The organism is Leisingera caerulea DSM 24564 (genome assembly GCF_000473325.1).
GTDB lineage: Bacteria > Pseudomonadota > Alphaproteobacteria > Rhodobacterales > Rhodobacteraceae > Leisingera > Leisingera caerulea.
This window is the reverse complement of the sequence record NZ_KI421513.1, coordinates 639,461-659,786: the sequence shown is the minus strand read 5'-3', so window position 1 is coordinate 659,786 and position 20,326 is coordinate 639,461. Positions and strand designations below refer to the sequence as shown.

19 protein-coding genes and 1 tRNA gene are annotated in these 20,326 nt (G+C 65.2%); 12 read left to right on the top strand and 8 right to left on the bottom strand.

The window, feature by feature from the left end:
* Nucleotides 1–7: 7 nt before the first annotated feature.
* Nucleotides 8–1,048: a radical SAM/SPASM domain-containing protein gene (locus CAER_RS0110450; protein ID WP_027235302.1), complete on the bottom strand. Its 1,041-nt coding sequence runs from the start codon at nt 1,046–1,048 to the stop codon at nt 8–10.
* 1,300 nt (nt 1,049–2,348) lie between these two features.
* Between CAER_RS0110450 and CAER_RS0110435 the strand changes: the two genes are divergently transcribed.
* Genes CAER_RS0110435 through CAER_RS0110410 form a run of 6 tightly spaced genes read left to right on the top strand, consistent with a single transcriptional unit; the run spans nt 2,349 to nt 7,903 of the window.
* Entirely contained in the window at nt 2,349–2,573 is a 225-nt protein-coding gene (locus CAER_RS0110435; RefSeq protein ID WP_027235300.1) for a hypothetical protein, read from the top strand.
* Nucleotides 2,573–4,033: a TolC family protein gene (locus tag CAER_RS0110430; protein WP_027235299.1), complete on the top strand. Its 1,461-nt coding sequence runs from the start codon at nt 2,573–2,575 to the stop codon at nt 4,031–4,033. The genes CAER_RS0110435 and CAER_RS0110430 overlap by 1 nt, the downstream gene beginning before the upstream one ends.
* 14 nt (nt 4,034–4,047) lie before the next feature.
* Nucleotides 4,048–5,406, top strand: coding sequence for a multicopper oxidase family protein (locus CAER_RS0110425; protein ID WP_027235298.1), 1,359 nt, complete (start codon nt 4,048–4,050; stop codon nt 5,404–5,406).
* Nucleotides 5,407–5,442: 36 nt separating this feature from the next.
* Complete coding sequence (locus CAER_RS0110420; RefSeq protein WP_027235297.1) at nt 5,443–6,141, top strand: copper-binding protein; 699 nt, start codon at nt 5,443–5,445, stop codon at nt 6,139–6,141.
* A 56-nt stretch (nt 6,142–6,197) separates the two neighbouring features.
* Complete coding sequence (locus tag CAER_RS27905; RefSeq protein ID WP_245597352.1) at nt 6,198–7,466, top strand: 6TM ABC transporter family protein; 1,269 nt, start codon at nt 6,198–6,200, stop codon at nt 7,464–7,466.
* Nucleotides 7,463–7,903: a c-type cytochrome gene (locus CAER_RS0110410; protein WP_027235296.1), complete on the top strand. Its 441-nt coding sequence runs from the start codon at nt 7,463–7,465 to the stop codon at nt 7,901–7,903. Before CAER_RS27905 ends, CAER_RS0110410 begins: the two co-directional genes overlap by 4 nt.
* 352 nt (nt 7,904–8,255) lie before the next feature.
* On the opposite strand, the gene CAER_RS0110405 is transcribed toward CAER_RS0110410, so the two are convergent.
* Nucleotides 8,256–8,331, bottom strand: a tRNA-Ala gene (locus CAER_RS0110405).
* A gap of 185 nt (nt 8,332–8,516) precedes the next feature.
* A complete protein-coding gene (locus tag CAER_RS0110400) occupies nt 8,517–8,843 on the bottom strand; it encodes a TIGR02300 family protein (protein ID WP_027235295.1) in 327 nt (108 codons plus the stop codon).
* Nucleotides 8,844–8,942: 99 nt separating this feature from the next.
* On the opposite strand from CAER_RS0110400, the gene CAER_RS0110395 reads away from it, so the two are divergent.
* The 3 genes from CAER_RS0110395 to CAER_RS0110385 all read left to right on the top strand — a co-directional run bounded on the left by CAER_RS0110395 (nt 8,943) and on the right by CAER_RS0110385 (nt 12,291).
* Nucleotides 8,943–9,629: a M48 family metallopeptidase gene (locus CAER_RS0110395; RefSeq protein WP_027235294.1), complete on the top strand. Its 687-nt coding sequence runs from the start codon at nt 8,943–8,945 to the stop codon at nt 9,627–9,629.
* Between the two features lie 85 nt (nt 9,630–9,714).
* Complete coding sequence (locus CAER_RS0110390; protein ID WP_027235293.1) at nt 9,715–11,547, top strand: adenylate/guanylate cyclase domain-containing protein; 1,833 nt, start codon at nt 9,715–9,717, stop codon at nt 11,545–11,547.
* Nucleotides 11,548–11,628: 81 nt separating this feature from the next.
* Entirely contained in the window at nt 11,629–12,291 is a 663-nt protein-coding gene (locus CAER_RS0110385; protein WP_027235292.1) for a GntR family transcriptional regulator, read from the top strand.
* A 10-nt stretch (nt 12,292–12,301) separates the two neighbouring features.
* Here the strand turns inward: CAER_RS0110385 and CAER_RS0110380 are convergent, their stop codons facing one another.
* The 3 genes from CAER_RS0110380 to CAER_RS0110370 all read right to left on the bottom strand — a co-directional run bounded on the left by CAER_RS0110380 (nt 12,302) and on the right by CAER_RS0110370 (nt 15,046).
* Entirely contained in the window at nt 12,302–13,177 is an 876-nt protein-coding gene (locus CAER_RS0110380) for a DUF1206 domain-containing protein (RefSeq protein ID WP_027235291.1), read from the bottom strand.
* Between the two features lie 159 nt (nt 13,178–13,336).
* Nucleotides 13,337–14,299, bottom strand: a complete 963-nt coding sequence (locus CAER_RS0110375; protein ID WP_027235290.1) for an acetyl-CoA carboxylase carboxyltransferase subunit alpha — start codon at nt 14,297–14,299, stop codon at nt 13,337–13,339.
* A gap of 150 nt (nt 14,300–14,449) precedes the next feature.
* Nucleotides 14,450–15,046: a LysE family translocator gene (locus CAER_RS0110370; RefSeq protein ID WP_027235289.1), complete on the bottom strand. Its 597-nt coding sequence runs from the start codon at nt 15,044–15,046 to the stop codon at nt 14,450–14,452.
* A gap of 73 nt (nt 15,047–15,119) precedes the next feature.
* Here CAER_RS0110370 and CAER_RS0110365 point away from each other — a divergent pair, with 73 nt between their 5' ends.
* On the top strand, nt 15,120–15,572 hold the full coding sequence (locus CAER_RS0110365; RefSeq protein WP_027235288.1) for an Lrp/AsnC family transcriptional regulator: 453 nt from the start codon (nt 15,120–15,122) through the stop codon (nt 15,570–15,572).
* Between the two features lie 429 nt (nt 15,573–16,001).
* Here the strand turns inward: CAER_RS0110365 and CAER_RS0110360 are convergent, their stop codons facing one another.
* Together CAER_RS0110360 and CAER_RS0110355 are read right to left on the bottom strand one after the other, a co-directional pair.
* A complete protein-coding gene (locus tag CAER_RS0110360) occupies nt 16,002–16,616 on the bottom strand; it encodes a hypothetical protein (RefSeq protein ID WP_027235287.1) in 615 nt (204 codons plus the stop codon).
* A 66-nt stretch (nt 16,617–16,682) separates the two neighbouring features.
* Nucleotides 16,683–17,642: an L-malyl-CoA/beta-methylmalyl-CoA lyase gene (locus tag CAER_RS0110355; RefSeq protein ID WP_027235286.1), complete on the bottom strand. Its 960-nt coding sequence runs from the start codon at nt 17,640–17,642 to the stop codon at nt 16,683–16,685.
* A 174-nt stretch (nt 17,643–17,816) separates the two neighbouring features.
* Here CAER_RS0110355 and CAER_RS0110350 point away from each other — a divergent pair, with 174 nt between their 5' ends.
* Nucleotides 17,817–19,088, top strand: a complete 1,272-nt coding sequence (locus tag CAER_RS0110350) for an MFS transporter (protein WP_027235285.1) — start codon at nt 17,817–17,819, stop codon at nt 19,086–19,088.
* A 110-nt stretch (nt 19,089–19,198) separates the two neighbouring features.
* A complete protein-coding gene (gene dgcN / locus CAER_RS0110345; RefSeq protein ID WP_027235284.1) occupies nt 19,199–20,200 on the top strand; it encodes an N-acetyltransferase DgcN in 1,002 nt (333 codons plus the stop codon).
* The last annotated feature ends 126 nt before the right edge of the window (nt 20,201–20,326 follow it).

Sequence of the window (20,326 nt, the reverse complement as noted above, 5' to 3'; positions counted from 1 at the left end):
CGCGATCCTATTTCTTCAGATCGCGGCGGATGCCCATGTTTTCGGCGTTTGAGAAGGAGCAGGTCTTGCAGATGCCGAACTGCTTGAGGAAGCCGCGCTTGCGGGCGCGCGCGGCCTCGTCTGAGCGGTAGGCGGCCAGGAAACCGTCCTGCTCGACATTGGGCAGCTGGATCACCTGATCGTAGTCGATGCAGCACAGACCCAAATCGCCGTTCCAGAACACCACCGACTGAAACAGCGGCACCGTGCACAGCGCGTGGCTGGTGTGGCGCGGGTGGCGGCGCAGCTCCTTCTGGCGCGGCAGGAAATGGGCGAACTCCCGCTTCTGGTCGGCCGAGGTGTAGGAGCCGATCGAGAAGGTCTTGAACCGCACACGGTCAAAACCCGCCTCGCGCGCCCAGGTTTCCATCTCGTCCATCTGCGGCTCGGAGTAGCTGGTCAGCAGCGTTTGCAGCACCGTGACCGGCGTCTTGAAGCCCAGGTCTTTCTTGATCGTGAGGAATTCCTCGATGCTGGCCTTGACCTTATCGAAGTCGGAGTTGACCCGGTAGGACTCCTGCGCCTCCTTGGAGAACCCGTCCATGCAAAGATTCACCCGTGCGAGACCCGAGCGGATCAGCCGCTCGCTCATCTCGGGTGTCAGGCGGGTGGCGTTGGTCGACAGATAGGTGTCATGGCCGTTTTCATGCGCATAGGCGATGAAATCGGGCAGATCCTTATGCAGCGTCGGCTCACCGGAGAAGCTGAAGTAAATCGCGGGTTTTTCCGGCTGGTCCATGAAATCGTCGATGATCTTGCGGAACACATGCGGTTTCATCATACCGCGCTTGCGGCTCATCGCAAAGGTGACGGGGCAGACCGGGCAGCGCAGGTTGCAGCTGTTGGTGGCGTCGATGATGATGATCTTGGGCGGGCGGCGGAAAAAAGACAACGGCAGCAGCCGGGCCATCAGATGCAGCGCCCGCTCATGCAGCCCGGGCGGCTTGGCGGGGAGGTCTGGCTGCGCGGTGTCCGGACTGAGGTCCGGCGCGGGGGCTTGATCTTTCATGCGAGGCTCTCCGCAGGGGGCTGACAGGGTCTACCTTAAAGCTCAGGGGGTGACAGGCAACCATTTGTCGCGTCACGGTCTGTGAGCTTTACGTGAACTGTTGGAACGGCGTCGCTGCACACCTTTGGATGGAGCAGGTTTGAATTGTGAATTCAAGCAATTAACCGGGCTGCATGGGCAAGCCCGCACTGCCATATGCAAGCGTGATGCTGACCCGGTCTTACTGCTCAGACGGCACCGCCCGCCGTGAAAGGCTGATTGTCAGGCGGCGTGGGCCGGAAACGAAACCCTGCGCGCTGCCCGCCACTGCGGCCGGGCATCCCGACGGCGCAGGACAGGATACCGCACCCGATGCCGGATCAAGGAGCAGATGCGCTGGCGCAGGGCGTCCGGCGGGTGCATCGCGGCGAAGGGCCCTGACCGTCCAACCGCCGAAGCCTCCCGGTCAGAAGGGCAGGAGCAGGTGTGCTTGATTGAGGGCTGCCTCGCGTTGCTTGCAGTCCGTGCTGCGGTGTGCCGGTGCAGCAAGCGGCGTGACCCGATGGGCGTTCGCCTTGTCTCCGTTCACCGTCTGAGCATGGTTTCCGCCGGCCGAAGCAGGCGTTTAACCAGCCGCAGGATCGACCGCTGTGCTGACCTGTTCAGCCACCGAATCTCCATTACCGGTCAGCCGCAGGCCTCCCGCGCAGGAGGGTTTGCATGGCGGTGCAGCTGCCTGCGGTCCGGCGGTGAAATTCCGGGAAAACGCCTCCGAAATACACAAATTTGTGCGCTGAATGCATGATTGCCGTCTTGACGCGGGGGGCTCCGTCCGGAGAAATACCGGCATGGCGTTACTGGCACATATCCTCCGGCTGATCAGGGTGGCTGCTGCATTTGCAGTGATCCTTGCGCTGGGGTTTTCGCTGCCATCCGCCGCGCATTCTTTTGCGGGTCATCACGGCAAGGCCGCGGTTTCGCATGCTGGGGACAGCCATGACGGCGCAGCTATTGCGGCCGCGGGTCATGACGCTTCGAATGCCGCTGCGCAGGACAGTCAGGATGCGCCCCGGAACGCAGAAACCGCCAATTGCTGCGCTGGCGCCTGCATGGCGGTTGCGGTGCTGTCTTTGCAGCCCCAGCAAATCTCCCTGACGCGGCCTGTGCGCTGGAAGCAGAAGAATTCACAGCTGCCATCCCAAGAACAGCCCGCGCTTCTGCGCCCGCCGAGAGCCTGAGACATCTGAACCGCTTCGGCGGTGATTAACCCGCTCCTGCATGCACCTGCAGGAGCCGTGCAGATATTTCTCAGGAAAAACACATGAAATCTCTCTTTCTGGCCGGGGCGGGCGCCCTGCTGCTGGGGGCGTGCGCCAAATCACCGGCGGCGCTGCCCGATACCGCAGCCTTGCAACATGCTGCGGCGCCGTCCGGCCCATACCGCTCTCTGAATTACCAGTCTCCCTTCAGGGGATTTAAAAGCCACACGCCCGGCGGCCCTGTGTCCTGGCGCGGTGTCAACGAGCAGCAGCGGGAGCGCCACTGATGACAGCAAAAACTTGGCGCGTCCTCTTGGCGCCGCCCCTGGTGCTGGCCGCCTGTTCGGCCGCCGTGCCGGAAAAATACACCAGCCCGCAGGCCGGGTTTCAGCAAGTTTCCAGCCAGACTGCGGCTGCCATCGGCAAACGCACGGCCTTTGCCCAAACCCGGGCCCAGAACGACGCGCTGGCCAAGGACGTCCGGCAGATGGTGCAGGGCAAGACGATCTCTGCCGATACTGCGGTGCAGGCGGCGCTGTTGAACAACAAGGGGCTGCAGGCGTCTTATGCCGCGGTCGGTTTGTCGGCGGCAGAGGCCTGGCAGCAGATGACACCGGAAAACCCGGTGGTCTCAATCGGGCTGATGGGGATCGGCGCGCCGGAACTGGGCCTGTACCGCGCCCTGGAATCCACCATCGCCGTGAACCTGCTGGACGTGAAGACCCGCAAGCAGCGCATCGCCGTGGCTGAGACGCAGTTTCAGCAGGCGCAGCTGAACGCGGTGAACGATACGCTGGCGCTGGCCGGGCAGACCCGGCTGGCCTGGATCAATGCCGTGGCGGCCTTTGAGCGGCTGAGCTATCTGCGCCAGGCCGGGGAAACCGCCGAGGCAGGGGCAGAGCTGGCCAGCCAGCTGGGCAAGACCGGCGCGCTGAACAAGGCTGGCCAGGCGCGGGAGTTTGCGTTCAATGCGGAGCTTGCAGGGCAGGTGGCCCGGGCCCGGCTGGAGGCAAAGCTCGCAAAGGAGGAGCTGACCCGGCTGATGGGGCTATGGGGCAGCGATGCCAATTATTATGTTCCCGATGCGCTGCCGCCGCTGCCCAAGTCGCTGAGCAAAGTGCCGGCAATCGAGAAGTCGGCCCTGCAGAACCGGGTGGACCTGCAGGTGGCCAAGCTGGGGCTGGAAGCACAGGCCCGGGCCTTTGGCCTGACGGACCGGACCCGGCTGGTCACCGACCTGGAGCTGATTGCCGGGGTGGAGGCCGAGCGCGAGCGCGAGGACGGGGAGACGGAAACCGAAACCCTGCCGCAGCTGGAGCTGGAGTTCGCCATCCCGGTGTTCGACACCGGCAAGGCGCGGATGCGCAAGGCAGAGCTGTCTTACATGCAGGCCGCAAATGCGCTGGCGGAACGGGCGGTCAATGTCCGCTCTGAGGCCCGCAGCGCAGAGCTGGCCTATTACGCCTCTTACGAGATCGCGCGCCATTACCGTGACGTGCTGATGCCGCTGCGCAAGACAATCGAGGAGGAAGGGCTGCTGAGCTACAACGGCATGATCACCAGCACCTTCGAACTGCTGACCGACGTGCGCGAAAAGCTGGCGGGCTCGCTGGAAGCGGCCAATGCCAAGCGCGATTTCTGGCTGGCGCAAGCCAATGTGAATGCCGCGATCTACGGCGGCGGTGCTGGATCAGCTCCGCAGGGCGGCAGCGCCGAAATCGCCGCGGGCGGCGGCGCGGGCCATTGAAAGGACCACATGACATGATGAACAGACGTCAAATGCTTGGCGCCGGCGCTGCAGGTGCGGCGCTGGTGTCCAGCCAGGCCTGGGGCAAGACCGCGAATATGGGCCTGCCCGAGGCCGCCAGCATGGACAGTGCCGCCACCCAGCCACCGCTGTCCCCCACGACTGGGCCGGACTACAACCCGGTGGTCACGCTGAACGGCTGGACCCTGCCGTTCCGGATGAACTACGGCGTGAAGGAGTTCCACCTTGTCGCGGAGCCGGTCGAGCGCGAGCTGGCCGACGGCATGATTGCCCATCTGTGGGGCTACAACGGCCAGTCCACCGGCCCAACCATCGAAGCGGTGGAGGGCGACCGGGTGCGGATCTTCGTCACCAATAAGCTGCCTGAGCATACCACGGTGCATTGGCACGGATTGATCCTGCCCTCCGGCATGGACGGGGTTGCCGGTCTCAGCCATCCCGGCATCCCGCCGGGCAAGACCTTTGTCTATGAGTTCGACCTGATCAAATCCGGAACCTTCATGTACCACCCGCATGGCGACGAGATGGTGCAGATGGCAATGGGCATGATGGGGATGTTCATCGTGCATCCCAAAGACCCTGCCTTCATGCCCGTCGACCGGGACTTCCTGATCATGTTGAACGCCTTCGACATCGACCCTGGCTCCTATGTGCCGCGGGTGATGGAGATGACGGACTTCAACCTGTGGTGCTGGAACAGCCGGATCTTCCCGGACATCGACCCGCTGGTGGTCAATCAGGGCGACCGGGTGCGGGTCAGGACCGGCAACCTGACCATGACCAACCACCCGATCCATATGCACGGCTACGACTTCGAGGTCACCTGCACCGATGGCGGCTGGGTGCCGGAAAGCGCCCGCTGGCCGGAGGTGTCGATCGACATTCCCGTCGGCGCCATGCGCGCCTATGAGTTCGACGCGGTGCATCCGGGCGACTGGGCGATCCACTGCCACAAGTCGCACCACACGATGAACGCCATGGGCCACGACATTCCAACCTTCATCGGTGCCGACAAGCGCAAGCTGACCGGCCAGATCCGCAAGCTGCAGCCCGAGTATATGCCGATGGGCACTGCCGGTATGGCAGACATGGGTGAGATGTCGATGCCGCTGCCCGACAACACCGTGCCGATGATGGCCGGCTGGGGCCCCTACGGGCCGCTGGAAATGGGCGGCATGTTCTCGGTCGTGAAGGTGCGCGAAGGCATTGATGCAAACGACTACAGCGATCCCGGCTGGTACGAAAACCCGCCCGGCACCCAGGCCTATGAGTGGACCGGCGAACTGCCGGACTTCGCCCGCGCCGAAGACGCACAGACCCGTATTACACCGAAACCATCCGCCAAGGGCTAACCCCTGGCTTCTACTAAACCTGACGAGGAGACAGACATGAACAAGATCCTTTCCGCAGCCCTGCTGGGCGTCCTTTCCGCAGCTCCCGCCTATGCCGGAGGCACCCACGGCGGCGGCCACGGCGGCGGCATGGAAGTCGGCAAACCCGGCGAGGCCGCGCACGTGAACCGCGAGGTCGCCGTGACCATGAAGGAAACCGATGACGGCGAAATGCTGTTCGAGCCCTCCAGTTTTTCCTTCGCCAAGGGCGAGACGGTCAAATTCGTGATCACCAACGCGGGCGAGCTGGAGCATGAGTTCGTGCTGGATACAGCAGAGCGCAATGTCCACCACAAGGCGATGATGGCCAAGATGGAGATGGAGCATGACGACCCGAACTCGGTGCGTCTGGATCCCGGCGTATCGGGCGAGGTCGTCTGGACCTTCTCCAACGCCGGCACCTTCGAATTCGCCTGCCTGATCCCCGGCCACTATGAATCCGGCATGCACGGGCCGGTTGCTGTGCTTGACGGCAGCGATGGCACCTTCACCAAAGGCACCGTCAAGAAGGTCGATCCCAAGTCCGGCAAGGTCACCATCATCCACGAGGAACTGGTGGATCTGGAGATGCCAGCGATGACCATGGTGTTCCGGGTGGCGGATGACGCGATGCTGGACCTGCTCAAGGCCGGCGATGCCATCGAATTCGTTGCCGAGCGGATTAAGGGCAAGCTGACCCTGACCGCGCTGAAGTAAGCCCGTGGCGGAAGGCGGGCCTGCCCGCCTTCCGCTGACCGGAACAAGGACGGCCGATGCCGGAATTCCATACTCTTGCGCATGACGCGGCCGCGGCGCTGGGCTTCAATTATGACAGTACAGCGCCGGCCTGGCTGCATCCGATGATGCATCTGGTGCTGGTGCTGGCCCCTGCGATGCTGGCAGTGACCCTGGCTGCCAAGGCCGCCTGGCTGCTGCGGCGGCGGTTGCAGGCTGCGCCAGCAGCCGGTGCTGCTGAGCAGGGGCAGGATGGCGGCGCATGGGCCGGTCTGCCGCGCCAGATCCTGCGCACGACCGGGCGGCACCAGATGGTCCTTGTCCTGCTCAGCCTGACTGCGATGCCGATCCTCTACCTCACCCTGGAACTGCCCAAGCAGATCGTGAACCGTGTCTTTGAAAGCCAGGATATCGCGGTTCCGGTTCTTGGCTTCGAGCTCTCGCAGGTCTCGCTGCTGTTTTTCCTGTGCGGCGCTTACCTGGCGGCGATCTCGCTCAACGGCCTCAACAAATACTGGCTGAATATCAGCAAGGGCCGGGTCGCCGAACGCTTTGTGCGCCGCCTCCGCCTTACCGTTTACCGCCAGTGGCGGCGGGACCGGCCCGCATGGCGCAAGCCTGCCGTCATGCCGGTTCTGGGCCCTGAGGTTGAACCTGTTGGCGGCTTTGCCTCGGAGATGCTGACGGTGCCGCTGCTGCAAGGCGGGACGCTGGCCACGATTTTGCTGTTCATGTTTGTGCAGGACCCGATCCTGGCCGCGGCTGCGCTGACGGTGCTGCCCTTGCAGCTGATCATCGTGCCGCGGCTGCAGCGGCGGGTGAACACGGTGTCCCGCAAACGGATCCGCGAAATGCGCCTGCTGGGGGAAATCCTGGACCGCGGCATGCGGGGGCCGGGACAGGGCGCGCTGCCGGCTGCGCGCAGTTTCCGGCAGCTGCAGGACCTGCGCCTGCAGATCCACCGCCTCAAATTCCTGGCCAAGGCCATCAACAATTTCCTGACCGCTCTGACTCCGTTCCTGTTCTATTCCCTGGGCGGCTATTTCGTGCTGCAGGAGCGGGTCTCGCTGGGGGCGCTTGTGGCGATGCTGTCTGCGCACAAGGAATTTTCCGCGCCGCTGAAGGATCTGTTCCGGTTTTACCAGCAAAGCGAGGACGTGCGGATCCGCTATCAGGAAATCCGCGCCTTTGCCGCCCCCGCCATCGAGGCGCCTGGATTTGGACAAGCTGCGGGCCATCCCCGGTACACCCCGGCCCCTGCCCGTTGCGGCACATCATTCACCCATGAAAGAAAGTCACCCTTATGAGAAAGCCCCTCGTCATCACAGCCGCCGCTGCCGTGGCAGCCGCTGCGGCCTATTTCGTCTACAGCAGCGCAGGCAGAGACGGCGCAACCGCGCAGCGCGCCGTGCTGGAGCCCGGCGCGCCGCTTACCGCGGTTCAGCTGCCACCGGATTTGAGTGATACCGCAAAGATCGGCAAGCGCGCATTTGACGCGGTCTGTGCCGAGTGCCACGGCGATAACGCTGCAGGCCGCAATGGCATGGGGCCGCCGCTGGTTCACAAGATTTACGAACCCTCGCACCATGGCGATGCGGCCTTCTTGCTTGCGGTCCGCAACGGCGTGCGCGCGCACCACTGGAAGTTCGGCAACATGCCTGCGCAGCAGGGGCTGACCGATGCTGACGTCAAGGGCATCACCCGGTATGTGCGGGAGCTGCAGCAGACCAACGGTATCGAATGACCCAAGCACGGGAAGCAGGGCCGCGGCGGCAGACCTTCCAGTCTCCCGCGGCTCTGAATGTCTCTGATGATACGGCTGCTGTCCTTTGCGGATCATTGCCAGCCCGCCCTGGCACACCGATGCCGTCGGGGCGGTCACACAATCAAAGCTTCTGAAATGTTCGAACGCGTTCGCAGGAGTGTCTCAACCCCTTTGAAAATATGGAAAAACCGGAGCATTCGGGACATGCAGGCAGGGTTGCGCACCTGATTGCCAAACCGCCACGGTATTCCCCTGAAACGAGGATTTCGAACAGCGTAACCGGCCTTTATTTTTAAGGCGTTGGCTGCGTCGGAAGAGGAATGTGAAGATTTGGTGGAGCCTAGGGGAGTCGAACCCCTGACCTCTTGCATGCCATGCAAGCGCTCTCCCAACTGAGCTAAGGCCCCAAACCTGTCCGCTTTTCGGTGTCCGTTCCGTTGCCGGTGCGGCCCGTCTCGCGGTGTGAGCGTCGTTTACGGGACGGCGGCGCGGGCTGCAAGCGGAAAATGCGCCGGGGTCCGAATTTTTTCCGGGCAGGGCCGGAGCGCGGTCCGGGGAAGGCCAAACGCTTCCCCGAACAGCTTGAATGGCCTCAGGAATCGTCCTCAGGCGACGACATGTCGGCAATGTCGTCCAGCGAGACGTTGTCGTCATCATCGTCATCATCCAGGACATCGTCGCCCAGATCGACATCGACGTCTTCGTCATCTTCCAGGACCACGTCATCCGTGTCCAGGTTCTCTTTGGCCTTCAGGGTAGCCGCGTCTTCGGCATCCGCCTCGATCATCCGGGTCTTGCCGGTATCCAGCTCCACGACCTCGCCGGTGTAGGGGCTGACGATCGGGTTCTTGTTCAGGTCATAAAAGCGCTTTCCAGTGGTAGGGCAGACGCGCTTTACACCCCATTCTTCCTTGGGCATGTGGATCCCCTTGATTTACTGGTGAGTCGTATCGACGATTCCGGTGCCTTGCCATATGAGGGGGGCACTGTCAAAGCCTTTGCCTGGAAGGGGGCGCGCATGGCCGATTATCACCTGCCCGGAGATCCGCCGGTGCCGCTGACCCTGCGGCGGTCAGCCGGGGCGCGGCGGATCAGCCTGCGGATTTCCTCGCTCGACGGGCGGGTGACGCTGACCCTGCCCAAAAGCCTGCCGGAGCGCGCCGCGCTGGCCTTTGCCGAAGAAAAGGCCGACTGGATCCGCGGCCATCTGCAAAAGCACCCCGAGGCGGTGCAGGCGGATTTCGGCGCGGTGCTGCCCATCGACGGCCAGAACCGGGTGGTCGAACGCGCCCAAGGGCGGCGCATCCAGCTGGAGGCAGGCCGGATTGCCGTGCCGGGGAACAGCCCGGCACGGCCCCTCCAGCGCTATCTGAAAGAGCTGGCGCGCAACCGGCTGGCCGAGGCCTCGGATTTCTATGCCGCGCGGCTGGGCAAGGGGTACAGCCGCCTGACCCTGCGCGACACCCGCTCGCGCTGGGGCTCCTGTACCGCGGACGGCGGACTGATGTATTCTTGGCGGCTGATCCTGGCACCGCCTGCGGTGCTGCGCTATGTCGCCGCCCATGAGGTCGCGCATCTTGCGGAAATGAACCACTCGCAGGCCTTCTGGGACACGGTGGAGCGTATCCACGGGCGCTGGCAGGACCCCCGCGCCTGGCTGCGGGAAAACGGAGCCCGCCTGCACCGCTACCGGTTCGGCGAATAAACTCAGTGCTTTGCGGGCCGGGCTGCGCGGGCTAAGCTCGCGTCACGTTTCCGTTTCCAGTTGCCCCGGTTCCTGAGGCCAGCCCGTGCCAGACAAACCGCAAAGACGCCTTGCTGCCATCTTCGTGCTGGATATTGCCGGCTTCAGCCGCCTGATGGCCGAGGATGACGCCGGCACGCTCAATCAGGTGCTGGCGCAGCAGCAAAGCCTGATCGCCCCGGCGATCCGCAGCCATCAGGGCCGGATCGTCAAGCTGATGGGCGACGGGGTGCTGGCGATCTTTCCCAGCGTGATTTCGGCGGTGGAGGCCGCGGCGGAGGTGCAGGCCGGCGCTGCGCGCAACCGCCACCTGCAGCTACGGATCGGCATAACCCTGGGCGAGGTGCTGATTGCCCAGGGTGATGTTTACGGCGATGACGTCAATATCGCCGCCCGGCTGGAAGCGCTGGCGCCGCTGGGCGGGGTGGCGCTGTCGGCTGCGGCTTACGGGCAGGTGCAGGGCCGCATCCCCTATGCGTTCGAGGACATGGGCCTGCATGAAGTCAAGAATATACCGCAACCGGTGCATGTCTATGCGTTGGGGCAGGAGCTGACCTCGCTGCCCAGCCTGCACCGCAGCACCCCGCCGCCCAAGCCCAAGGCGGCCAAGCCGCACCGGGGCATGCGGCTTGCCGTGCTGCTGCTGGCGGGGGGCCTCGGGGCCGCCGCCGCTGCGGCTGCCCTGTGGGGCTGGCAGCAGCACAACAGCGTTGCGGCGGTGGCTCCCGGCTCTCCGGCTGCGGCCGCCTTCGAAGGCCGCCCGGTGATCGCCGTCCTGCCCTTCACCGCTGATGATCTGGAACCTGCTGTTGCCACCATGCTGGCAGAGGACGTGATCCGCAGCATGGGCCCGGCCGGGGGCATCCGCCTCATCGCTCCCGCCAGCGCCCGCGCCGCCGAGGGCCTGCTGCCCGCCGAAGCGGCCGCGCTTCTGGACGCGGATTTCGTGGTCACCGGTCATCTGCCAGGCGCCCTGCAGGACGGGGTCAGGCTGAAAATCCTCCAAGCAGGCGCCGGGGCAGAGCCGCTTAGCATTCTGCCGCCGCAGCCGCAGGAAACGGTTGCCGGGCTCGCCCCGGAACTGGCGGCCAGCGTTGTCCGCTATTTCGGCAAGGCGCTGCCGGAGCTTGCCCCCGGCAACGCCGCAGATGAGGCCGTCTTGCAACTCTTCACAGCCCGCAGCCTGATGCAGCAGGGCGACCGCAGCGGCGCAGAGCGGGCCCTGCAGCGGGCGCGGCAGATGGCGCCGGACTGGCCGGAGGCACAGGCGCTTGCGGCGATGTGGCATTTGGATCCGCTGACCGGTCCGCTGGCGGACCTGCCGCAGCGCGCCGCCGAGGCCGCGCAGATGACTGCAGGCCTGCCGCCAGGGGCGGGCGTGCTGCAGTTGCGGGCGCTGGCAGCGCAATTCGCGGGCCAGTCCGGCGAGGCTCTGCAGCTCGCCGAAACCCTGGCACAGGATTATCCCAGCGACGCTTCGGGCCAGCTGGCGCGCGCCTGGCTGCTGCATCTGGCGGGGCAGGGCGGTGCGGCGCAGAAAGTGCTGGATCAGGTCCGCCGCCTCAACCCGCTGCCGCAGCCGGCCGTCCTGACCGTGCAGGCCGCCATCCGGCTGGCCGCCGGGCGGGAGGATGAGGCCGCCGCCGCCGCCGCCGAAGCGCTGGCTCTGGAACCCGCGGCCCAGCATGCGCTGGCACTGCACTGCGCCAGCCTTGCCGCCCTCGGCAGCTTCGAGGAGGCTGCAGCGGCCTGCGGCAGGCTTGCCGGGGCGCCGCTGACGCTGGACCAGGCCACCGCAGGCTTTCCCTATGCGGCCCAGGCTCCGCTGCGGCGGCTGCGCACGGGTCTCAGCCTGGCCGGGCTCTCCGGCCGCCCCTGACCGGCGCCGCGGTTGCGGGCCGCGCTGACACGCGCGGATCTGCCCGCTTGACCGGGCCGTGTTTTGTGATCACATGAGGGCATGAATCTGACTGCCCGCTCATCCCAGGACGCCGCCTCTGCCTCTGCGCCGGCGCATGACCGTGTCTACCGGTCCCTGCGCACCCGCATCATGCATGGCGAGATCACCCCCGGCGCCGCGCTCACCCTGCGCGGCATCGGCCGCGAGTTCGAAGTTTCGATGACCCCCGCCCGCGAGGCGGTGCGGCGGCTGGCCGCCGAGGGCGCGCTGTTCCTGTCCTCCTCGGGCCGGGTGTCGACGCCGGAGCTGTCCAATGAGCGGATTGAGGAACTGGCCGCCCTGCGTGCTTTGCTGGAGGTGGAGCTGGCCAGCCGTGCCCTGCCGCGGGCGCATATCGCGCTGATCGACCGGCTGCAGATGATCAACACAACTGTGGCGGAAATGGTCTCAAAACGCGATGCGGTCGGCTATATCCGCACCAACCTGGAGTTCCACCGCACCCTCTACCTGCGCGCCCAGGCGCCGGCGATGCTGGCCATGGCGGAAACCGTCTGGCTGCAGCTCGGCCCCACCATGCGGGCGCTCTACGGCCGCCTGCGCCGCACCGACCCGCCGCAGAATCACCGGCTGATCATTGCAGCGCTCAAGGCGGGGGATGAGCCGGGCCTGCGGCTGGCCGTGCGCTCCGATGTCACCCAGGGGCTGCGGCTGCTGGCGGGCTAGCGGGCGGGCCTCAGCTTTTGTCCAAAGCCGCGCGCAGTGTTTCGGTCGCGCTGTCCGAGGCTTTTGGGACGATCCGGTACAGCGCATTGACCAGGCAGAACAGGGCGAACCCCAGCAGGCCAACGCACAGAATGGTCACCAGGATACGGCCATAAACCTTGTCATGCAGCCAGTCGAACGCGGTGCCGATGCCGCCCTCAGGCGCGCCGGAGGCAGACAGGGCCGCCTGCAGAATCAGGCCGCCGATGATGGCAATCACCACCCCATGCGCCGCCAGCCCGGCCTTCAGGGCGGTGTTCAGATGCAGGGTGACAGGATTGGCCCGCAGGTGGTTGCGGTAAGACTCTTTCCAGGCTTTGCGGATGTAATACCCGCCGGACCCGATCGTCAGGATGCCAGCCACCGCCAGCGCGGCCTGCCCGGCAGTACTGTCGAAATATCCGCTCAGACCGCCGCCGCCGCCCTCCGAGGCATCGCCGGAGCCGGTCAGCACCGACAGCGCCAGAATGCCAAGTCCCAGATGGATCAGCCCGGTCACGATCATCCCGGCGCGCGCGATCAGCCCTTTCGCGCCGCTGCCATAGGCTTCCAGATCCCAGAAACTGTCCACCATGCGCCAGACCGCATAGGCAAACAGCCCGATAGTGATGAGGATGATAACCGCCGTGCCCCAGCCGCCTTGCAGCCACTCCAGCGCCGCCGCTGTGCCCTTGGCCTCGCCGCCCTGCCAGATCGAGCGCAGCGACACACCGGCCACGGCCAGATAGACCAGGGCGCGCCCCGCATAACCGGTTCGCATGATCGGCACGGCCCAGGCGAAATCCGCCGGGTCCACTTCCTGCAGGCGCTTGCGGCGGGCGTCGTTGAAAAAGCTGTCGGTTGTCATGGCATCATATCCGGGCTGGGCAAAGGGAGGGCTCTTCCTGACTCAATGCGCCAAACCCGGATTTGTTCCCGCGCCCCTGCCGCAGCGGCGGCCAGGCCCTGAAACGGCAAAGCCCGGCGCCAAGGCCGGGCTTTCAAATTCACCAAGCTGTTCCGGCAGTTACGCCGCCAGCCCCTTGGAGCCGATGTCCAGGAACTTCTGGCGACGGTCCTTGACCAGCTCGCCTGCGTCCTTGTCCTTCAGCTCGTCCAGCATCTCCTGGATGGCGCCGCCCACAGCCTTGATCGCCGCCTTGGGATCCCGGTGCGCGCCGCCCAGCGGTTCCGGGATGATCCGGTCGTTGACGCCCAGCTTGTTCAGATCCTGCGCCGTCAGCCGCAGCGCTTCCGCCGCTTCGCGCATCTTTTCCGCGTCTTTCCAGAGGATCGAAGCGCACCCCTCAGGGCTGATCACCGAATAGATCGAATGCTCCAGCATCGCCACCCGGTTGGCCGTGGCAAAGGCCACCGCGCCGCCAGAGCCGCCTTCGCCGATGATCACCGAAATCAGCGGCACGCCGATCTTCAGGCACATCTCGGTCGAGCGGGCGATCGCTTCCGATTGGCCGCGCTCCTCGGCGCCCTTGCCGGGATAGGCGCCGGCTGTGTCCACCAGGGTGATCACCGGCAGCTTGAACCGGCTGGCCATCTCCATCAGCCGCACCGCCTTGCGGTAGCCCTCGGGACGCGCCATGCCGAAATTGCGCTCGATCCGCGATTTGGTGTCGCTGCCCTTCTCATGGCCGATCACCACCACCGGCTGATCGTTGAAGCGCGCAAGCCCGCCCATCACCGCCAGATCGTCGGCAAAGTTCCGGTCGCCGGCCAGCGGCGTGTACTCGGTGAACAGCGCCTCGATGTAGTCCTTGCAATGGGGCCGCTCCGGGTGCCGCGCCACCTGGCATTTGCGCCAGGGCGTCAGCTCCTTATAGAGATCCTTCAGCAGCTGCTCCGCCTTGGCGTCCAGCGCCTTGGCCTCATCCGCCACATCCATTTCCTCATTCGCGCGCGCCAGCGCCCGCAGCTCCTCCGCCTTGCCCTCGATTTCGGCCAGCGGTTTTTCGAATTCCAGATACTGGGTCATGTTGCCTCTGCTCTGCAGGTTTGCAGCTATATGGCCTTAGCTGCGCCAAGATGCAACTCAGCAAGATCCGGGATCATGTGCGAGAGCGCCAGAGGCCGCCTCAGCGCAGCAGAGGCAAGCACCGATGGCCGGGCAGAGGAGCGCCCCGCCTTATTGCGGCCAGATCACCGGATAAAGCGAGGCCACCAGCAGCGCGGCCATGGTCCAGTTGAACGCCACCAGGCGGCGCGGGCTGGTCAGAAACCGCGCCATCTGCTGGCCCAGCACCGTCCAGGACCCGACCGAGGGCAGGTTGATGGCGCCGAAAATCACCCCAACCAGCAGGATCGCCGCCAGGGTCTGATCCGGCGTGTAGGCGCTGATCGCCGTCAGCGCCATTGCCCAGGCCTTGGGGTTCACCCACTGAAACGCCGCCGCCTGCAGGAATGTCATCGGACGGCCCTCCGCCCCTTTCGCCTCCACCGGCGCGGCGTTGGCGATCTTCCACGCCAGCCACAGCAGGTAGATCACTGAGACCACTTTCAGCACTATGTAGCTGACCGGGAAGGCATCAAACACCTGCACCAGCCCGGCGCCGACCAACAGCACCATGAACACAAACCCCAAGGCCACGCCCAGCATATGCGGGATGGTGCGGCGGAAGCCGAAGTTGGCGCCCGAGGCCATCAGCATCAGGTTGTTCGGCCCCGGCGTGATCGAGGAGACAAAGGCAAACAGCGCCAGCGCGGTGAGGAGTTCATAAGTCATGCGCAAAATCATTGCGCCAAACCCGCCAAATGAAATTGCGTTTTGCCGTGCCTTGCGCGTATTTTCGCAACTAATGGCGAAAAATGACAAGATAAATCAGCAGATATTGCAGGAACTCACGCGCGATGGCCGCATCAGCAACCTGGAACTGGCAGAGCGCGTGGGCCTCTCCCCCTCCGCCTGCCTGCGCCGGGTGCAGGAGCTGGAGCGCGCCGGCGTCATCACCGGCTACCGCGCCGTCTTGGACCGGCAGAAGCTGGGGGTGGGCTTTGCCACCTATATCGGCGTCGGCCTGGGGGAGCATACCAAAGAGGCACAGGAAGCTTTTGAGCGTGCCATGCAGGCGGCGCCTGAAGTGGTCGAATGCCACAATATCACCGGCACCATCGAATACTTGCTGCGCGTCGAATGCGCCGACCTGCCCAGCTACAAACGGTTCCACACTGATATCCTCGGCACCTCGCCCTATGTCACCGCGATCACCACTTATGTGGTGATGGGCTCGCCCAAGGATCTGCGGGCGTGATCTCTGGCTGAGACTGGATTATTGAGTATTTGGGGAAAGATGAAAGACTGATGCGCTTCATCTTTCCCCAAATACTCACTGCGCTGCGTTGGCTTCATACGCGCGGCTGCAGGTGTTGCGAACCCTGCGCACGCTGCTCTCACGGGATCTTAAGCCGCCTTTGGCAGTCTTGGCACCGGTCGCGATCACCCGCCGGGGCTTGGCTCCCCGGCATCCTTGGTACCGGACTCCCGCCTGGCAGCGGGGCCGTGCAGAGACAACGTTCAGCACGCGGGCGGATACGCCCGTCCATCTCCGCCATTTTGGCGGCGCCGCCAATCCATAATGCCTCCGCTGAAACGGAACGTGGAAACGGGCAGAAACGGAACAGACATACCGGCAGGGCAGGGGCCTTGGCCGGCGGTTTTTGCGTGCCCCGCCCTGGGGGCGTTACCCGTCCCGCAGCAGCGCCCGCATCGCGATCTCCGGCGAGGCCAGAACCGGCACCTTTGTCTGCGCCCGCAGCAGCTCTGCCGCCCCGGCCATCGAGGCCTGCGCCAGCACCACGCAGGCAAAATCCATTGTCCCCAGCGCCTCGGCCGCATCCGCCGCGACAGCCGCTGCAAAGCCGGCGCTGTCCCCGGCCTCAAACAGCGGCCAATGCTGGCCCAGCTCCAGGCAGGTGAGCTCAGGATCACGATCCCCAAAGGCCCGCCGCAGCAACGCTTCTGATGGTTCGGCAGTGCTCTCCAGGCAGTAGGCCATCAGCACCGGCCCGCCAAAGCGTGCAGCCTCCTGCATCATCGGCCAGTCAATGCGGGTCGCGCCGGCGTCCTCTGCAGCCGGGCCAAGGGTGGTGCAGGTGCACAGTACCGGGCCGTCCGCCGCTGCAACTGCCGCGGCAATCTCTGCCTTGAGGTCCGCATCAACCCCGCCCTGCGCCCGCTCCAGCCAATCGGCGCGCACCTGCTGATCCAGCACCGCCCCCGGCGCCAATGAAAGCGCCAGCGCGCGAAAGGTCTCCACATGCACCGCAGCCGTATGCAGCAAGGTCAGATCCGGCATCTCTCCCTCCAATCAAAAAGGGCGCCCCTTGGGGACGCCCTCGAAACCTTCACTCACGGACCGGCGTCAGCTGCCCGCAATCAGTTCGGCCTGCGCCACAACAACCTCTGCCTGCTTGATCGAGGCGATGTCGACAAGACGGCCCTTGTAGACGGTTGCACCGGCGCCGGAGGCCTTGGCCTCTTCCATCGCCGCCAGGATCTCGCGGGCCTCTTGCACCGCTTCGTCAGACGGGGTGAACACCTGGTTTGCCAGCGCGATCTGGCTGGGGTGGATCGCCCATTTGCCGACCATGCCCAGCGTTGCGGAGCGTTTCGCCTGCGCGATATAGCCGTCCTCGTCGGAGAAGTCGCCGAACGGGCCGTCCACGGGCAGGATGCCATGGGTGCGGCAGGCCGCAACAATCGCCGCCTGCGCCCAGTGCCACGGGTCGGACCAGTGCTTCTGGCCCTCGCGGATCATGTAGTAGTTCTCCTGGGTGCCGCCGATGCCGGTGGTCTGCATCCCCATCGAGGCGGCAAAATCCGCAGCCCCCAGGCTCATCGCCTGCAGACGGGGGGAGGATTTGGCGATCTCCTCCACATGGGCGATGCCCGCCGCGGATTCGATGATCACCTCAAAGGACACCGGCTTGGTGCGACCCTTGGCGCGTTCAATCGCGGTGACCAGCGCGTCCACCGCATAGACGTCCTCGGCGCAGCCTACCTTGGGGATCATGATCTGGTCGAGCCGCTCGCCCGCCTGCTCCAGAATGTCCACCACGTCGCGGTACCAATAGGGGGTGTCGAGCCCGTTGATCCGCACCGACAGGTACTTGCTGCCCCAGTCGACGCTGTTGATCGCCTCGATCACATTGGCGCGGGCCTGGTCCTTGTCGTCCGGCGCCACCGAATCCTCCAGGTCGAGGTTGATGACATCCGCCGCCGAGGCCGCCATCTTCTCGAACAGCTTCACTTTGGAACCGGGGCCGAACAGCTGGCAGCGGTTGGGGCGCGCCGGGGCGGCGGGCTGGATGCGGAAGCTCATGGGGCAATCCTCCGGGTAATGACGTTTCAATTCTGCTGGGGTGAAGTGTTAGAAAGTTGCGCACCCTCATGCAAGGGAATTTTGCACGTGCAGAAAGTGCCGCTGCGATGCGGCGGCGGAAACATTGCCGCAAACAGGCGCGCGCCCGCCGGATGCTCATGCGAGCAAGCAAGCATGAGACGTGCATTCATTGAAAACTGGGCCCTGTTTCTGGGCATGCTGATGCTGATGGTGGCCAACGGGCTGCTGGTCACCCTGCTGACAATCCGGGGCGCAGGGCTTGGCTTTTCCGACCTTACCATTTCGATCATGCAGGCGGCCTATCCGGCGGGCGCCCTGCTGGGAACAGCGCTGGCGCCGGGGATGGTGGCCAAGGTCGGCCACATCCGGGCCTTTTCGGCGCTGGCCTCGCTGGTGTCGATCTCGGCGATCCTGCACCTCTTGACCTCGGACCCCTATTCCTGGTCGGCGATGCGCTTCCTGGCCGGGTTTTGCTATCCCGGCATGTATGTGATCACCGAAAGCTGGCTGCAGGCGAAGTCCGAAAACAGCAACCGGGCGCAGATCCTGTCGATCTATTTCATGATCTGGATGGCAGGCCCGGCGATTGGCACCGCGCTGGTGGCGCTGCCCGATCCTGGCGGCAACCTGCTGTTCGGGGTGGTGTCGATCCTGATTTCGCTGTCGATCGTGCCGCTCTTGCTGTCAGGCAACAAGGCGCCGGAGTATCAGGTGCCGGACCGGATGTCCGTGCGCATGCTGTACCGGGTGTCGCCGATGGCGGTGCTCGGCAATCTGGTCAGCGCTGCGGCGGTGGCGGGCTGGTTCATCGCGCTGCCGCTCTATGCGCTGTCGCGCGGGCTAAGCCCGGCAGAGGCCTCAGGGGTGCTGGTGGTGGCGATGGTGGTCGGCGCGGTAGTGCAGTATCCGGCCGGCTGGATCAGCGACAAGACCGACCGGCGGCTGGTGCTGGTGGGGCTGGGCCTCATCGGCGGAGGTGCCTGCCTGTGGATGCTGGCCAGCCCCGCGCCGCAGGCGCTGGTGATCGGCTTTGCGGTGCTCGCGGGCGCCAGCCTGCCGATGTATGCGGTCTGCTCGGCCCATGCCAACGACCAGCTGAAGCCCTCCCAGATCGTGCCTGCCAGCGGCACCATGGTGTTCCTTTTGAACGCCGGCCAGTTCACCGGCACGCTGGCGGCTCCAAATATGGTCAGCATTGCTGACGGAAATGGATTGCTGATCCTGCTCGCAGCCCTGTGTTTTATGGTGGCAGGCGTCGCTGCGCTGCGGCGCAGACAGGCCGAAGCGCCGGAGGAAACCGGCTCCCAGCAGGCGATTGCGGTGCTTGGCGCGCCCCAAACCGGGGTGCTTCAGGCCGAATCCTGGCTGGAGGAGGAAAATAATGTCAGCAGTGATGACATAACGCAGGAATCTCCTGCAGAGTGACGATTAGGCAGGAGGAACTTGCGTCGTGAGGGCGGCGCGCGGCGGAAAAGGTATGAACTTGTGCAAGAATCTCCGCAAACTCACCGGCAAGAGTGAAGAGGAAACCCGCCATGATCGAAACCCCATATCTGCTGTTCCTGGGCGACGCGCCCGACATGCTGGCTGCCAAGGTTGCCATCGGCATCCGTGACTGGCGCCCCGACCACGCCGTTGGCCAGATCCGCCTGCCGGGCTGCGGCGCCGACCTGGGCCTCAAGGACCTGACCCTGGCCGAAGCCAAAGAAGCCGGCGCCAAGACCCTGGTGATCGGTGTTGCCAACCGCGGCGGCGTGATTTCCCAGGCCTGGAAGGAAGTGCTGATCGAAGCGCTGGAAATGGGCTATGACCTTGCCTCCGGCCTGCACAACCTGCTGCGCGACGAAGGCGACCTGGTGGCCGCGGCCCAGACCCACGGCGGCACCCTGCACGACGTGCGCGTCCCCACCGTCGGCTACCCGATTGCCAACGGCAAGCCCCGCACCGGCAAGCGCTGCCTGGCGGTCGGCACCGACTGTTCGGTCGGCAAGATGTACACCGCCATGGCGATGGACAACGAGATGCGCGAGCGCGGCATGAAGTCGACCTTCCGCGCCACCGGCCAGACCGGCATCCTGATCACCGGCCACGGGGTGCCGCTGGACGCGGTTATCGCCGACTTCATGGCGGGTTCGATCGAGTATCTGACCCCGGACAACGATGACGACCACTGGGACCTGATCGAGGGCCAGGGCTCGCTGTTCCACGTGTCCTACTCTGGCGTGACCATGGCGCTGATCCACGGCGGCCAGCCGGATGCGCTGATCCTGTGCCACGAGCCGACCCGCACCCATATGCGCGGCCTGCCGGAATACGACGTGCCGTCGCTGGAAGAGCTGCGCGACGTGGCCCTGCCGCTGGCGCAGCGCTCCAACCCGGCCTGCCAGATCGTCGGCATCTCGGTGAACACCCAGCATCTGTCCGAGGACGAGGCGGTGAAATACCTGGCCGGGGTCGAAGACCGCATGGGCCTGCCCGCCGTCGACCCGTACCGCCACGGCGCCGGCCGCCTGGTGGACGCGCTGGCCGCGGTCTGATCTAACAGCCCCCGCCGGAGGTGTTCAGGCGCAGCCTGGGACGCCTCCGGCGGGAGTATTTTTGGAAAGATGAAAAGGCAGGTGCCCCGGTTGCCGGGCGTCATGCCAAGGCCCGCCGATTGCGCG